The 16,413-nt window shown below is 42.6% G+C and carries 12 protein-coding genes and 1 pseudogene; 8 read left to right on the plus strand and 5 right to left on the minus strand.

The window, feature by feature from the left end:
• Window positions 1-203 precede the first annotated feature (203 nt).
• The 3 genes from AB3G73_RS13560 (at window position 204) to AB3G73_RS13570 (ending at window position 3,724) form a co-directional block, all read left to right on the plus strand.
• A complete protein-coding gene (locus tag AB3G73_RS13560; protein WP_148367112.1) occupies window positions 204-1,859 on the plus strand; it encodes a hypothetical protein in 1,656 nt (551 codons plus the stop codon).
• Window positions 1,860-2,021: 162 nt separating this feature from the next.
• On the plus strand, window positions 2,022-2,426 hold the full coding sequence (locus tag AB3G73_RS13565; protein ID WP_234133684.1) for a hypothetical protein: 405 nt from the start codon (window positions 2,022-2,024) through the stop codon (window positions 2,424-2,426).
• 11 nt (window positions 2,427-2,437) lie between these two features.
• Window positions 2,438-3,724, plus strand: coding sequence for a leucine-rich repeat protein (locus tag AB3G73_RS13570; RefSeq protein ID WP_367745119.1), 1,287 nt, complete (start codon window positions 2,438-2,440; stop codon window positions 3,722-3,724).
• Between the two features lie 93 nt (window positions 3,725-3,817).
• Here the strand turns inward: AB3G73_RS13570 and AB3G73_RS13575 are convergent, their stop codons facing one another.
• Window positions 3,818-4,525 (minus strand): TIGR02757 family protein, encoded by a 708-nt coding sequence (locus AB3G73_RS13575; protein ID WP_195649912.1) that lies wholly within the window; start codon window positions 4,523-4,525, stop codon window positions 3,818-3,820.
• 42 nt (window positions 4,526-4,567) lie between these two features.
• Window positions 4,568-5,014, minus strand: a pseudogene (locus AB3G73_RS13580) (MATE family efflux transporter); the annotation flags it as partial.
• A 224-nt stretch (window positions 5,015-5,238) separates the two neighbouring features.
• Here AB3G73_RS13580 and AB3G73_RS13585 point away from each other — a divergent pair.
• A complete protein-coding gene (locus tag AB3G73_RS13585) occupies window positions 5,239-6,552 on the plus strand; it encodes an aspartokinase (RefSeq protein WP_367745120.1) in 1,314 nt (437 codons plus the stop codon).
• 36 nt (window positions 6,553-6,588) lie between these two features.
• Here AB3G73_RS13585 and AB3G73_RS13590 read toward each other — a convergent pair whose 3' ends face one another.
• Window positions 6,589-7,929, minus strand: coding sequence for a sigma-54 dependent transcriptional regulator (locus AB3G73_RS13590; RefSeq protein ID WP_195649914.1), 1,341 nt, complete (start codon window positions 7,927-7,929; stop codon window positions 6,589-6,591).
• A gap of 129 nt (window positions 7,930-8,058) precedes the next feature.
• Here AB3G73_RS13590 and AB3G73_RS13595 point away from each other — a divergent pair, with 129 nt between their 5' ends.
• The 4 genes from AB3G73_RS13595 to AB3G73_RS13610 all read left to right on the plus strand — a co-directional run bounded on the left by AB3G73_RS13595 (window position 8,059) and on the right by AB3G73_RS13610 (window position 12,452).
• The gene (locus AB3G73_RS13595) at window positions 8,059-10,566 is read left to right on the plus strand and encodes an FAD-dependent oxidoreductase (RefSeq protein WP_367745121.1); all 2,508 of its coding nucleotides are present in this window, start codon (window positions 8,059-8,061) and stop codon (window positions 10,564-10,566) included.
• A gap of 31 nt (window positions 10,567-10,597) precedes the next feature.
• Window positions 10,598-10,951 (plus strand): MarR family winged helix-turn-helix transcriptional regulator, encoded by a 354-nt coding sequence (locus AB3G73_RS13600; RefSeq protein WP_148367106.1) that lies wholly within the window; start codon window positions 10,598-10,600, stop codon window positions 10,949-10,951.
• A gap of 223 nt (window positions 10,952-11,174) precedes the next feature.
• Window positions 11,175-11,810 (plus strand): DUF4136 domain-containing protein, encoded by a 636-nt coding sequence (locus tag AB3G73_RS13605; protein ID WP_074558601.1) that lies wholly within the window; start codon window positions 11,175-11,177, stop codon window positions 11,808-11,810.
• 15 nt (window positions 11,811-11,825) lie between these two features.
• The gene (locus AB3G73_RS13610) at window positions 11,826-12,452 is read left to right on the plus strand and encodes a porin family protein (protein WP_004307005.1); all 627 of its coding nucleotides are present in this window, start codon (window positions 11,826-11,828) and stop codon (window positions 12,450-12,452) included.
• An 87-nt stretch (window positions 12,453-12,539) separates the two neighbouring features.
• On the opposite strand, the gene AB3G73_RS13615 is transcribed toward AB3G73_RS13610, so the two are convergent.
• Entirely contained in the window at window positions 12,540-15,551 is a 3,012-nt protein-coding gene (locus tag AB3G73_RS13615) for a glycoside hydrolase family 3 N-terminal domain-containing protein (protein ID WP_367745122.1), read from the minus strand.
• On the minus strand, window positions 15,548-16,387 hold the full coding sequence (locus AB3G73_RS13620) for a bifunctional UDP-sugar hydrolase/5'-nucleotidase (RefSeq protein ID WP_148367104.1): 840 nt from the start codon (window positions 16,385-16,387) through the stop codon (window positions 15,548-15,550). The genes AB3G73_RS13615 and AB3G73_RS13620 overlap by 4 nt, the downstream gene beginning before the upstream one ends.
• Window positions 16,388-16,413: the final 26 nt, after the last annotated feature.

The following is a 16,413-nucleotide window of genomic DNA, read 5'->3' on the forward strand; positions in this document are numbered from 1 at the left end:
ATATAAATCAAACCAAAAACGGATAAATCACAATTATTATTTAAGAGAATTGTTTTCAAATACACATAATCCACAATATATACAGAAATAATTCCAATATAAAATCACATATAGCCTATATTTAGATGCATGTACACGATAGTTCTCAAAAAAGATATGACGATTCCAAACTACATTCAAAATATTTTTATTACATTCACAGCATGAAATGCAGAATTATACTCATACTATTAGCTATTCTCTTTTTTACAGGATGCTATAACAGAGAACAGATTTCCCGGCTCGACGAGGCGGAAGCACTGTTACAAAATAAGCCGGATAGTGCCTTAACAATATTACAACAACTCAAATCGGAAGGCAGTCAGGCTGAACAGGCCAGATATGCGTTGCTTTATTCCGAAGCTTTAGACAAAAATCATATCAAAGCAACAAATGATTCGCTGATTCGACGGGCTTGGGAGTATTACAAACATCATCCCAAAGATTTACGCAGTCAATGCAAAACTCTCTATTATTGGGGAAAAGTCAAACTGCGCGCAGGAGACAAGCCGGGAGCGTTACGCCTTTTCCTGAAAGTTGAAGAGAAATTGAAAGATACCAATGAACCTTATTATGCAGGGCTTTTATACAGGCAGATCGGTGAAGTGTATTATGAACAGATGAACTATAGCCGGGCTTATCATTATTTTCGCGAAGCTCGCAATAACTTCCGACAATCTGATAACACTCGCGAAGAAACAGAATCAACTCTTGATATGGCAGCCGCAACTTTTCATTCGAAAGATATAGAGAAAGCTATGCGGCTCTATTCTGCCGCCCTTGATTTAGCTGATGAGCACAAGTACGATAAGTTAGCCAAAGCCAGTCTCACCAATCTTGCCTCTCTTTATGTGGTGTCAAGCAAAAAACAGATTCCTCATGACCTGCTGCAACGTATCGAACTCTCTGCCCGACAAGATACGTTATACGGATATCATACATTAGTAGATGTGAATCTTCTAAAGAACCGTATAGACAGCGCACGCTACTATCTGGCACTCGCAGAAGCACACACAACCGATATTCGTGATATGGCAGACCTGCAATATACCGCTTATCGGATTGAAGCACAGGCCAGGAACTTCGAGAAAGCGACGGAGAAGATACATCATTATATCTATCTGACTGACTCACTGACACGTTCGAATATGCAATTCTCTGCCGGTATGGTGGAACGTGATTATTTCAAGGAACGATCCAAATTTGCCGAATACCGGATGAAGAACCGTACTATTTGGGAGATTGCCGTAGCAACCGTAATTCTTCTGATAATAGGGGTAGCATACTACATCATCCGCCAACGTCTGCGCTTGCAACGCGAACGTACCGACCGCTATCTGCTATTGGCAGAAGAAGCCAACTCTCAATACAAAACCTTGACAGAATACATGGAAGGACAGCAGAATGCGGAAAATCATTTAAAAGGTTTGGTAGCTTCACGCTTTGACATCATTGACAAACTGGGAAAAACTTACTACGAGCGAGAGAATACTGCATCGCAACAGGCAGCCATGTTCCACGAAGTGAAACAGATTATCACTGATTTTGCAGAGAACAATGAAATGCTGCAAGAGCTGGAACTTATCGTGAACACCTGCCATGACAATGCTATGGAAAAACTACGGAATGATTTTCCGGCAATGAAAGAAGCTGACATCCGGTTGCTCTGCTATATTTTCGTAGGTTTTTCTCCACAAGTAATCAGTTTGTTTATGAAAGATACCGTTGCTAATGTATATGCCCGTAAATCACGACTCAAATCACGTATCAAATCGGCAGAATCCACTAATAAAGACCTGTTTTTAGCACTTTTCGGATAGGTGTTAGACCAGTGTTAGAAATCCCCAAAACACAGTTTAACTAATACACTGAATACCAACATATTCAAAAACAAAGTGTTAGATTTATCAGATTACTTCATAACTCAAAATTGATGCGATCTTACTATTTTTGCATTCGAAAAAATGAAAAAAGAAAAGATTATGAGAAAGATTGTTATTCTACTATGCACCATGCTTTTCATGGTAGCATGCGAAAAAGGAAATGAAGAAGTGAGAGAAGCTAAGGTAATAGTAGCTGTTTATGATGAGAATGGAAAAATTATAACGGATGTTCCCGTGAAAATGTATAATGAAAAAGATTATAGGATTTTTGAAAAAGATAATTTAACCCGACCTACTGCAGTCATCCAAACAAATGAAAGTGGTATAGCAACCTTTGTACTACCACGCGAAGAATGGTTCGCAACACAATCGCAACGGTTACTGACATTCGTGGTACAAAAAGGAGGCGGTCCCGACAACTACCAGATATGGTCTGCCGGCAAAACTGTAGAAGCCGGAAAAATCATAAAAATTGAAATACGTTTAACCCAATTCCCTAACTAAACTTTTATCACATGAAACAAACTATACTCTATATAGTTGTGGCATCTTGTTTGCAAATAATTTTAGGAGCTGTATTATTAAGTTGCAGCACCGAAAATGATGAATACAAGAAAGATTCACCTTCGGCTGAAAATCCTTCTGAATCCACCGGAGCCTTACTTGAGGATTTCTCCATAGAACAATTGCCCGCAAAAACAATTTATGCATTAGGAGAGAATATAGACTTAACCGGCCTTAACGTGACAGGAAAATATGATGACGGGAAACAACGACCTGTGAAAGTTTCTCCGGAACAGCTTAGTGGTTTCTCTTCATCTGCGCCTGTCGAAAAACAGGAAGTAACCATCACAATAGAAGGAAAACAGAAAAGCTTTTCCGTTCAGATTTCACCCGTCCGTGTAGAAAATGGAGTATTGACGGAAGTTTTGAAAGGACATAATGAAATCACACTTCCCAATAGTGTGAAGTCCATTCCTAAGGCTGCTTTCAGAGGTAGTCAAATAAACAAGGTGGTACTCAACGAAGGATTGCAATCTATTGGAGATATGGCTTTCTTCAATTCAACCGTTCAGGAAATTGTATTTCCGACGACTCTGGAACAACTTGAAGAAAACATATTCTATTATTGCCGGAATCTGAAAAAAGCAGATTTGAGCCGGACTAAGCTCACCAAACTTCCCGCCAGCACTTTTGTATATGCAGGCGTTGAAGAAGTGCTGTTACCTGTGACACTGAAGGAAATCGATGCGCAGGCATTTCTTAATACTTCCCAACTGAAAACGATTGAGATTCCGGAAAATGTAAGAACAATAGGTTTGGAAGCATTTCGGGAAAGTGGTATTACGACCGTGAAGCTGCCGAATGGTATTACAACTATAGCTCAAAGAGCCTTTTATTACTGTCCGGAATTAACGGAAGTGACAACCTACGGAACCGTTTTCAATGATGATCCCGAGGCTATGATTCACGCCTACTGCCTTGAAGGATGTCCGAAATTAGCTCACTTCGAAATCCCTAAAAGTATTCGTATATTGGGGCAGGGATTACTGGGTGGTAATAGAAAAATGACTCAACTAACCATTCCGTCAAACGTCGCACAGATTAATTTTTCAGCTTTCAATAATACAGGTATTAAAGAAGTAAAGGTAGAAGGGATAACACCTCCGCAGGTATTTGAAAAAATATGGTACGGATTCCCGGACGATATTACTGTCATTCGTGTTCCTGCCGGATCTGTGGAAAAATACAAGAATGCAAATGGTTGGAGGGATTTCACAAACAAAATAACAACGTTTTAACAGTTCTCTATTTTTTCGATTATAATCCCAAAAGTTGGTTTAACATCCACTTTTCCGATTATAATCGAAAAATTCATTTTATTAGGACATATATTAAATCTCCCCATTCACTCCCAATCCAAACAGGGCAAAATCGCCCAAACAAGGATCCTCCGGAAAGACCTCACCCAATGCCATCGTTATCTGACGGGCATTTTTCAAAGAAAAAGTTTCCGTATCTGTCAACTTGAAATAATGCGCTACCCGGCAGACATGTGTATCTAAAGGAACAATCAAATCTCTGCGATCAAAACTTTCCCAAATCCCCAAATCGACCTCCGAATCCCGACGAATCATCCAACGCAAAAACATATTCAGTTTCTTTTGAGGACTTTTAGCAGAGACTTCAAGAAATGCACATAACTTTTCCATTGGTATTCCGGGATATAACATCAAAGCTTCCTCCAGACTTTCAAACTGTGTATAAGCTGTATATAATCGCCGAAAGTATCCATAAAAATCAGCATACGACAACATCCGATAAAAGCTATTGGTCGCTCCCGAAGGAAAATCCTTCTCCCACTGGCGGGACAATACATATTGATAAGGTGAATCTCCCATTAATCTATGCAGTTCGTCCGCCTTCTTCAATATCTGTTTGCGATTGCCAAAACTCATAATTGCCGTCAACAGACCACTGATTTCAATATCCTGTTTCAACGTATATCGATGAGGGAACTGCACCGGATCACTTATAATAAAGTCTGCACGATGATAAATCTCCGCACACATCAAAAGTTTATTCTTTATATCTTCAGTCATTTTGAGAAAGTATCAAGTATTGAAAGCACAAAAGTACATATTCTAGTTGGATTTCCTCTTTAAGTAAATGACGGATTGTATCCCTAATAAAATAACAAACAGATATTCTGCCGTCATATATACAGTCAGAGAAGCATGAAAACATTCACTTAACAGATACAGATAAATCAAATATATCAGAATAGTGATTAACTGGAAGATAAAGGCGAGCTTCGTCTTTCCTGTACCGGTAACAGCATTGATATAAACATATCCGGGCAGTGCAAAAGCATAATTCAACAGCATAACTATAAAAGGATAGAAAGCTAATCTCACCAGATTATCGTTATTCGTATAAAATCCGACAATCCATTGATTGCTCCAAAGAGCTATCCCTATCAACGGAAGTCCCACCACATAGCCCAGCTTAAGAACTTTACGACAAACAGGAAAAAGTTCTTTCCCCGCTCCTGCTCCAATCAAATTACTGACTAACGCTCCCGTAGTGGATACCAAAGATAATAAATCTTACTTTATATCACAATGTGGTACGGTATTAGCAGATTACTTATAGCAAAGAGATGTATTAAAAACATTGATTACAACATTAACAGATTGACTTATAAAGATATACCATATTCTAAAGCTAAAGAATGATTCTTAAATATCTTTCTCTTTTGAAAAAAGGCATATCATTTTGAAAAGAGTAGTAACCAATAAATAACCAGATAACAATGAAAGTTTGTAAATTCGAGAAAATTAAAGATGAGGATGAAATGAAGCAAGTAATCAATTGTATTCAGAAAGAACATCCTTATGTAGCTGTAGTCCCTATATTGGCACAATTACAGGAGTGGTTACAGGCTATTTCCATCAGTTGGTTTCACGAAGAAGATGAAGCTTCTCATGCCACAGTCAATGCCATCGAAACATATTGCTGTACCCTTGCCAATCATCTCATTACAGATTCGCACCTAAATCAGGAAATTAAAAACCGGATTCTGGAATGCATAAAGAAAATACATATACTTGTAGAAGACAAAGCAGATTTACTGATTGATAAAATGATAAAAGCGGAAGTATACGGATTATCCAGTGATTTATTCACTTATTGCTTACGTCAACAGGGTCTTCGTGCCCAAACATTAGATACCGGCAAACTTATACAGATCAATCTGGAAAGAAAGCCGGATATCCCATATATTCAGGAATCTATCCAACAATACATTGACGAGAACCGGAATGTAGATATTTTTATCGCCCCACTTTCCATTTGCAGGAATGTGTATGGTGAAATAGACTTCATGAGCGAACAACGCAACGATTACTATGCAACAGTGCTTGCCACCCTATTCAAAGCGGACGAAATACTGTTATCCACCCCTATCAATCATATCTACGCAAACCGGAATTGCCTGCGAGAACAACATTCACTAACTTACATAGAAGCCGAACAACTGATTAACAGCGGAGTACACCTGCTCTACGCAGATTGTATCACCCTTGCGGCACGCTCTAATATAGTTATCCGCCTAACCGATACACACGATCTGTCAACAGAACGCCTCTATATATCTTCCCATGACACAGGCAACAGTGTCAAGGCCATCCTCTCACAGGATTCGGCTACCTTTGTACGTTTTACCTCATTAAATGTATTGCCCGGATATTTGTTTATGGGTAAGATATTGGAAGTTATCAACAAATATCAAATCAATGTCATCTCAATGGCCTCATCCAATGTATCCATCTCGATGATGCTGACAGCCAGCCGGGACACCCTGCGAATCATTCAAAGGGAACTACATAAATATGCCGAAATGGTTATGGACGAAAATATGTCTGTGATACATATCATCGGCTCCCTTCATTGGGAACACACACAAGTAGAAAGTCATATTATGGATACTATCAAAGATATCCCCGTATTTCTCATTTCTTATGGAGGAAGCGATCATTGTTTCACACTATCTGTACATACCACAGATAAAAACAGACTGATTAGTTCGTTATCCAGACAATTTTTCGAGAGTCAGTGCGCAGCCTGACTCAAAGCCGGATAAAAAGAAACCGGAAATGTATGCTTAGATTTTATATTCCTCTATCTTCCGGTACAGGGTGGTAAGTCCGATTTTCAACAAACGGGCAGCTTCCGTTTTATTCCCTTTCGTATATTCCAACACACGTGCAATATGTCTGCGTTCCATTGCGGCCAACTCAAAACAGCCTACACTATCGTCCGAACATTCATAATGAGTGTTCTGGATTTCCAAAGGAAGGTCGCAGATATCCAGCCGTCCCCCTTCGCATACAATCAGGCTACGCTCAATCACATTTCTCAATTCACGGATGTTCCCTTTCCACGGCTGTTGTTCCAGAGCTTCCAGAAAAGCGGGAGTCATCTCATTGATGGCATACGAAAGTTTTTCGGAGAAACTCTTGGCGAAAGCAGTTGCAAGAATCCGGATATCACCGGTACGTTCACGGAGCGAAGGAAGATGCACCTGAAAAACCGAAAGACGATAAAACAAGTCTTCACGGAAATGTCCTGCTTTGATCTCCTCCTGCAGGTTGCGGTTGGTAGCAGCAATGATACGCACATTGACTCTTGTCGGCTTGGTATCACCGATCTTTATATATTCTCCCGTTTCAAGGATACGCAGTAACTTTGCCTGCAGTTCGAAAGCCATCTCTCCGATTTCATCCAGAAAGATCGTTCCGTTATTAGCTTCTTCAAAAAGTCCTTTCTTATCCTTCAGCGCACCGGTAAACGAGCCGGCCTTATGTCCGAACATCTCGCTTTCGAGCAATTCTTTGCTGAAAGACGAACAGTTGACTGCCACAAAATTCTGTTTGCTCCGTTTACTACTATAATGTATAGCTTGCGCAAAAACTTCCTTTCCTGTTCCTGTTTCCCCCGTCAGTAATACGGGAACATCTGTCACAGATACCTTCTGCGCCAGAGATACAGCCTCTTTCAACACCTTTGACTCACCCAGAATAGAATCGAACGAGTACATCTGCCCGACTTTCTTTTCCAGTTTTTCCAAACGGACATTCATCTTTGCTTTCTCCACGGCACGGCTGATTAAAGGGATAATCTTGTTATTATCATCTCCTTTTGTTATATAATCAAATGCACCGTTTTTAATAGCCTGCACCCCGTCGGGAATATTGCCGTGAGCAGTAAGAAGAATCACCTCTACATTGGGAGCTATTTTCTTGATGTTCAACACCAGATCCACTCCGTTTCCATCAGGAAGAAAAACATCGCATAATGCTACGTCGGGCGATTGAATTTCCAGTTGTTTGATGGCAGCTTTGCAATCACCTGCCTGACACACTTCATAGCCCTCAAGTTCCAGCATACGAGCTAAAAGACTGCGAATCTGGACTTCATCGTCAATAATAAGAATTTTACTCATACAATTTATCTACATTAAATAGAAGAATGAAAAACAGGGTGCGCAAATATAGTTTTTTTATCTGAATCCATGAACATTTCTTCGATACAGTTTGTTATTTCCACAGGAAACTATTTACGCTATAAACAGATGAAAATAATTATTATTGGGGGAGTTGCAGGAGGAGCCACCACTGCTGCCCGAATCAGACGAGTAGATGAAACAGCTGAAATTGTCCTTTTAGAAAAAGGAAAGTACATATCATATGCCAATTGTGGCCTACCCTATTATATAGGAGGAGTGATAGAGGAACGGGATAAATTATTCGTGCAAACACCCGAAGCCTTTTCTACACGCTTCCGCGTAGATGTACGCACAGAAAATGAAGTGATTTTCATTGACCGGAAAAGAAAAACAGTGACTGTCCGCCAAAGCAGTGAAGATACTTATGAAGAGAGCTATGATAAGTTAGTCATATCTACCGGAGCCTCTCCGGTACGCCCCCCTCTTCCCGGAATCGACCTAAGTGGAATCTTCACACTAAGGAATGTCACCGACACAGATCGGATCAAAGAATATATCAAGAACCACGCCCCACGAAAAGCTGTTGTCGTAGGAGCCGGATTTATCGGCCTTGAAATGGCGGAAAACTTACAGGCACAGGGAGCGAAAGTATCGATTGTGGAAATGGGCAATCAAGTGATGGCCCCTATCGACTTTTCGATGGCATCACTTGTTCACCAACATCTGATGGATAAAGGAGTAAACCTCTACTTGGAACAAGCTGTCGCCTCTTTTAGCCGGGATGGAAGAGGATTGAAAGTTACTTTCAAGAATGGCCAGTCAATTTCTGCCGACATCGTTATTCTATCTATCGGCGTCCGCCCGGAAACTAATCTGGCACGGGCTGCCGAACTGACTATCGGCCCTGCAGGAGGTATCGCCGTAAACGATTACCTGCAAACCTCTGACGAGTCTATTTATGCTATCGGTGACGCGATCGAGTTCCGCCACCCGATCACGGGCAAACCCTGGCTCAACTATCTCGCCGGACCTGCCAACCGTCAGGGACGTATCGTTGCGGACAATGTCCTCGGAGCAAAGATTCCTTACGAAGGCTCTATCGGTACTTCAATCGCAAAGGTTTTCGACATGACCGTTGCTTCAACCGGCTTACCCGGCAAGCGTCTGCGTCAGGAAGAGATAGACTATATGTCGTCTACCATTCATCCCGCTTCCCATGCCGGCTACTATCCGGATGCCATGCCGATGAGCATTAAAATCACTTTCGATAAAAAGACAGGAAGATTGTATGGCGGACAAATCGTCGGTTACGATGGGGTGGACAAACGGATTGACGAACTCGCACTTGTCATCAAGCACGAAGGAACAATCTACGATTTGATGAAAGTTGAACAAGCGTATGCTCCTCCGTTCTCTTCGGCCAAAGATCCGGTAGCACTGGCAGGATATGTAGCTGAAGACATAATCACAGGTAGAACCAATCCTGTATACTGGAGAGAACTGCGGGACATTGAAATGGAAAATAAATTCCTGCTGGATGTCCGCACCCCGGATGAATTTTCATTGGGTAGCTTACCGGGTGCCGTGAATATTCCGTTGGATGAACTTCGCGACCGGTTGGCAGAATTGCCGAAAGATAAAATGATTTATACATTCTGTGCGGTGGGGCTACGGGGCTATCTTGCTTACCGTATACTGACACAACACGGATTTGACAAGGTACGTAATCTCTCGGGAGGGTTAAAGACTTATCGGGCTGCCACTGCTCCCATCATCATACGGGAAGAAAATGGAAACCCAATAGACGAATCACCCATACAGCAGGAAACTACTTCCCAAGCCAGTCAGGCCAACGTTTCTACGGCTCCCGTCACTGCTACTGTAACTGATGCTTCCGCTACCCCTGCCAAAACAGTCCGGGTGGACGCCTGCGGGTTGCAATGCCCCGGTCCGATTCTGAAAATGAAGAAAACAATGGATACACTGGTTTCAGGCGAACGGGTGGAAATCACCTCTACCGATCCCGGTTTTCCGCGCGACGCCGCCGCATGGTGCAGTTCGACGGGTAATCAACTGATTTCGAAAGATACCTCCGGAGGAAAATCTATTGTTGTCATAGAAAAAGGAGAACCAAAATCGTGCAATATTGTTACTTCATGTGAGGGCAAAGGAAAAACCTTCATCATGTTCAGTGATGATTTGGATAAAGCCTTGGCTACTTTTGTACTGGCAAACGGCGCAGCGGCTACAGGACAAAAAGTCACCATCTTCTTTACTTTCTGGGGACTGAACGTTATCAAGAAGTTGCACAAACCGGAAACCGAAAAGGATATTTTCGGAAAAATGTTTGGTATGATGCTGCCTTCCAGCTCCAAGAAACTGAAACTTTCTAAGATGAGCATGGGCGGAATGGGCGGAAAAATGATGCGGTATATCATGAACAAGAAAGGGATTGATTCACTGGAATCTTTGCGCCGGCAAGCTTTGGAAAACGGTGTGGAATTTATCGCTTGCCAGATGTCAATGGATGTGATGGGAGTAAAACAAGAAGAACTTCTGGATGAGGTGACCATTGGCGGCGTAGCAACGTATATGGAACGAGCGGATAACGCAAACGTTAATCTATTTATTTAAAAAATGAACTAATAAAATATTCAAATAAGGTATGAAAACAATATGTGCAATGCGTGATGTATTCAAAGCAATGGGAAACTTTGAAACAGCATTTGAAAAAATGTACCAGATAACGCTAAATGAAGCAATGATATTGTGTGCCCTCAAAGAGGCATCGGAGAAAGTGACGGCTACCAATCTGTCCAAGCAAACCGAGCTAAGCCCCTCACACACATCCAAAATGCTGCGAATACTGGAGGAAAAAGGGCTGATCATCCGGTCGCTCGGAAGTGAAGACCGGAGACAGATGTACTTCCACCTGACCCATACGGGCAAGCAACGAGTAAATGAACTGGAACTTGATAAGGTAGAGATACCCGATCTGCTTAAACCCCTGTTTAAATAAACGGATTTTCAAACAATTATCTGTAAATAATGAACGGTGAGCAAACTCCCTGATAATGGGGCAGAGTGCTCACCGTTTTTCTTTAAACAGGGCAAAAGATATATGTTAATTTTCCGGCAAAAGAAATTTCCATCTGAACCTTTTTCCACCTTTCTTGTTGTTTCTATCAAAAGCCCAAGGTACCTGGGCGCGATTTTTATATAACCTAAACATTATAAAAGATATGAAGAAATTAATTCCTATTTTATTGGCGGTCTTTGCACTCGCTTCATGTGAAAAAGACCCGGACATGGGTAAGCTGGATGACAATTATCTGGTATACACTAACTACGACAAGAAAGCCGATTTCAAAGTTCCTACATTCTATCTGGCACCCCAGATTCTGGTGATTAGTGACAGTAAAGAACCGGAATATCTCGAAGGCGAAGGCGCAGAACAAATTCTGGCTGCTTATACAGACAATATGGAAGCTAGAGGTTACGAAGCGGCAGCCGACCAGGAAAGTGCAGATCTTGGTATCCAAGTGAGCTACATCGCAAGTACTTATTATTTCACCAGCTACGCACAACCTGAATGGTGGTGGGGTTATCCCGGATACTGGGGACCTGGCTACTGGGGTGGCAACTGGGGTGGCGGATGGTACTACCCGTACGCTGTAACTTACAGTTATAGTACTAACTCCTTCCTGACAGAAATGGTGAACTTGAAAGCTGAACAAGGGGACAGTAAAAAACTGCCTGTTGTATGGACAAGTTATCTGACCGGATTTGAAACTGGTTCCAAAGCTATCAACCGCACTCTCGCAGTAGAAGCTGTCAACCAATCATTCACTCAGTCACCTTATCTTACTAACAAATAAACAACTACAACTGTTATGAAAACAAGAAAAAATATATACTTCAAGGTAGTAGCCTTGGCGGCTATTGCCATCGCCTTCGCTATGCCGGCTAAGGCACAGTTATCAGACAACGGATATGCGAATATAGACTGGCAGTTCAACGCTCCATTAAGTAATCACTTTGCAGATAAAGCAAGCGGTTGGGGTATGAACTTCGAAGGTGGTTATTTCGTTACTCCTAACATTGGCTTGGGTCTTTTCCTGAACTATCACAGTAACCACGAATATGTAGGCCGCGAAACCTTCCAAATGGGTGCCGGTGAAGTTACTACCGACCAACAGCATACTATTTTCCAATTGCCTTTCGGTGCTGCTGCACGTTACCAGTGGAATCGTGGCGGGTCTTTCCAACCTTATGTCAGTGCTAAATTAGGTGCTGAATATGCAAAAGTCCGCTCTAACTTCAATATGCTGGAAGCAAGAGAAAACAGCTGGGGATTCTACGCTTCTCCTGAAGTAGGTATCAATGTATTCCCATGGGTTTACGGACCGGGCTTGCACTTTGCTTTGTACTACAGCTATGGTACCAACAAGGCTGACGTACTGCATTACAGTGTAGACGGATTGAGTAACTTCGGTTTCCGCTTGGGTGTATCGTTCTAAAAAGAACTGCAACTATCAGAATATTACGTTAATAATAAAAAAGGTAAAAGGTAGCTTTTAATATAGGCACCTTTTACCTTTCTTTTTTTATTTTTTCTTCATCGCATCATAAATAGCTCCCTGTATTCGCTCACGAATGTGCAGCTGGTTCAATTTGCGGTTCGTTACGTCCGGATAAATCCGGTTGCTAAGGAATACATAAACCAGTTCATTCACCGGGTCCACCCATGCACATGTACCGGTAAATCCGGTATGGCCATACACTTCGGCAGGTGCGGCAGGAGCACAATTCCCTTTCTTCGGATCATCTGCATCGGGCTTGTCAAAGCCTAAACCACGCCGGCTGATCTTCGATGTTTCAGTAGTAAACAACTGACAGGTTTCCTTACTCAGATAGCGTTGACCGTCTATTTCCCCTCCATTCAGCAACATCTGATAAACGCGGGCTACATCATGGGCAGTAGAGAAAAGTCCGGCATTTCCGGCCAATCCGCCAAAGAAAGCGGAAGCCTCATCATGCACAAATCCCTGCAAAATTTCTTTACGCAAGAAACGGTCTTTATTAGAAGGAACAATTTCCGACTTGGCAAAACGGCGTAAAGGCAAATAACCAGTATGCTCCAACCCCATCGGTTCATAAAACTCACGTTGCAAATAGACTTCCATAGGCATACCGGCCAGTTGTTCCACCAACATTCCCAAGAGTATAAATCCTACATCACTATATACATAGCGTTTCTGCTTTAACGGAGCTTCTGCTATTTTCTCTTCTATCACCTTCCGGAAAGAACGGTTTAACCACAAGCTGTCACAGATCTGAACAATATAATCACCGGTTTTAACGGAAGAGACATATTCACTCTTGAACTTGAATTTCGGATTCGCCCATGAGGTGGTCCCCAACTGTAACGGATGGTGTGCATCTTTTCGTGCACTGAATAACCTTCCATCATAGCTATCCTTGTCAATAGCTTCCTGGTAGAAAGGAATCCAGGAGGGTAAACCGGATTGATGATACAGAATTTCCTGAATCGTTATATCTTTCTTATCAGTACGTTGCAAGAACGGCAAATGATCCGAAATCTTATCTGTCAGATTAAAACGTCCCTTATCATAGAGTTTCATAATGGCAAGCAAAGTACCCGTCGTTTTTGAAAGGGAAGCCAAATCGTAAATACTCGTAGATTCGACACGAGGACTTCCTTTGCCCGTATAAGTACCGAAAGCCTTATCGAACATAATATGACCGTTTTTCAGCACCACCACCTGGCAACCGGGATAAGCTCCCTGACGGACACCATCCAGTGCAATGGAATCAATCCGTTTAAGATGAACAGAGGAAAGCCCGTATTCTTCCGGAACGAAATGCAACGGTGTTTTGGGAGTAATGGTCACTCCTGCTCCCGCCGGGAACAGCTCTCCCAAACTTGCCGACAGCTGCCCGTCTGCAGATGCCTTGGCAAATAACACATCTGCTACCTGCCGCTGTACATCACTATTATAACTATGTCCCAGCACAACTGCCGAAGCATGAGCCACCGCCCGCTGAATCTGCAACATCATCTTCCCGGGAGTAAAAAACAGATAAATGGCCGGGCTTTCGGGAACAAACTTCGCAAAGAAAGGCTGATAAGGAGCCAGCCGCTGTTCGCTGACGGCTACAATGATCCGTTTATAGGTAGACAGAGAATCACGCAACCGCTGATTTACCCCTTCCGGTTGATTGGCACGAAGGGAAAAACGAGCCAAAGACGTATAGCGGGAAAGTTGTTTCGCCAACGCATCAGTTTCTCCGGGATCTCCTACCTCGAGCAATGCAATCGTCTGCTCTTTGTCTGTATGCAGAGGGAGAATATGATTCTTGTTGTTCAGAACTGTTATTGCCGCTAAATTCAACCGACGAACCAAATCACGCGTTTGCGGACTGTTGATCCGTTGTTCCAGACCGGATAATTGTACATACGACTTTTTCTTGAGTCCCAACACATATTTATAAGTCAAGACCTTGCGGCATTTGCTTTCAATATCTTCGCGGGTCAACTCCCCTTTTTCAATGGCTTCCAATACGGCCGGTATCTCTTCCTTCAAGTTTCGGGGAGACAATACCATGTCATTACCTGCTTTCAAAGCCTGCAAACTGACATTTCCATTTCCCGCCACTCCTTTCATGGCAAGCGCATCGGTAAATATCAGTCCTTTGAACGCCAGTTCATCTGTCAGCAAATCGTATACTACATTGCGGGACAAGGAAGACGGAAGTCCACCAATCGGTTCTATCACCGGAACTTGCAAATGTCCTACCATCATACCGCCCAATCCGGCACGGATGGCTTCTTTAAATGGATAAAGTTCCACACTGTCCAGACGTTCACGAGTGAAAGGAAGTACCGGAAGTGCCTTATGCGAATCGACATCGGTATCTCCATGCCCGGGAAAGTGTTTGCACACAGATAAAACCCCTCCACCTTCCAAACCGGAAGCATAAGCGATTACCTTGTCAGCCACCTGTATCGGATCTTCTCCAAAAGAACGGGTATTGATAACGGGATTTTTAGGATTTATATTCACGTCCGCCACCGGAGCAAAGTTGACCTGTACTCCAATCTGCCGGCATTGACGGGCAACTTCACGCCCGTATTCATAGAGCAGCCGGTTGTCACGGATACACCCCAATACCATATTCCGTGGAAAAACAGGCATACCACGCAGACGCATGGCCAGTCCCCATTCTCCATCGAAGGTAATCATCAAAGGGACTTTAGCCTGCCGTTGCGCCCGGTTTGTCAGTTCAACCTGATTTTGCATCTTCCCACCGGAAAAGAGAAGTCCACCCACTTTATAGGTGTCGATCACTTCGCGCAACAGTTCCAGGTTTCGTTTGGTATCTACCGGGGCAATAGTATAGATGAACAACTGCCCTACCTTTTCTTTAAAGGAAAGCTTATCCATAACCGAATCAACCCAATGCCGGCAGTCCTTGTCCTGAAGGGCTTTATACACCAGCAGAGGTTCAACGGTTGTAGCATTTTGCGCCGGACTTGAAACCGTGCCGGCTGCGATAAAGAATAAAAAAGTTACTATTGAGGGGATTATCTTCATTTATGTTTCAAAGTCAAATCGAGACGGCCTACACGAACACCATTTTTTCCCGTGTGCATAACAGGCACCTCTTTTCCGTCCATATTCAAGTATGTTTTGGGGCCTTTCATAAATGTATGAGAGTGCCCGCCCAGAATCACGTCGATATTGCGTGTCCCGGCAACCAGATGTTCATCCATTTGAATGCCCAGATGAGACAGGCATACTACCAAATCACAACCTTCTTCGTCTTTCAACAAAGCAGCAATTTCGTTGGATACGCGGATAGGATCTTCATAAACGACTCCTTCGCATTTATTAGCCTGGATCATCCCTTCCGGTTGGGTTCCAAGGCCAAACACACCAATTCTCAAACCATATTTCTCAAGAACGACGTAGGGTTTAACTATATCTTTCAATACCGTAGCATCCAGATTATAGTTGGCACAAACAACCGGGAAATTAGCCATCTTGAAAATGCGTTCCATATTATCCACATCGAAATCAAACTCATGGTTACCGATAGTCATAGCATCATAACCCATTTCATTCATTAGTTTAACTTCCACTTCTCCGCGGAACATATTATAATAAGGTGTTCCCTGCGAAATATCTCCGCAGTCGAAAAGCAGCACATTCTTATGCTCCTTGCGGAATTGTTCGAGAAAAGCAGCCCTACGAAGAAAACCGCCTTTGTTATAGTATTCGTCCCCCTTCTGGTTGACAGGTTCGATACGGCTATGCACATCGCTTGTTTGTAAAATAATCACTTCTTTGGTATCCTTATCTTGCGCAAAGATTGAGAAAGTAAAGCCCAATGCAAGACATAACAGGAATAATATCTGAAATCTTTTCATATTCAATATATTTTTAGATTCTCCTT

The sequence above is a fragment of the Bacteroides sp. L008 genome, assembly GCF_040812255.1.
GTDB classification, from domain to species: domain Bacteria; phylum Bacteroidota; class Bacteroidia; order Bacteroidales; family Bacteroidaceae; genus Bacteroides; species Bacteroides vicugnae.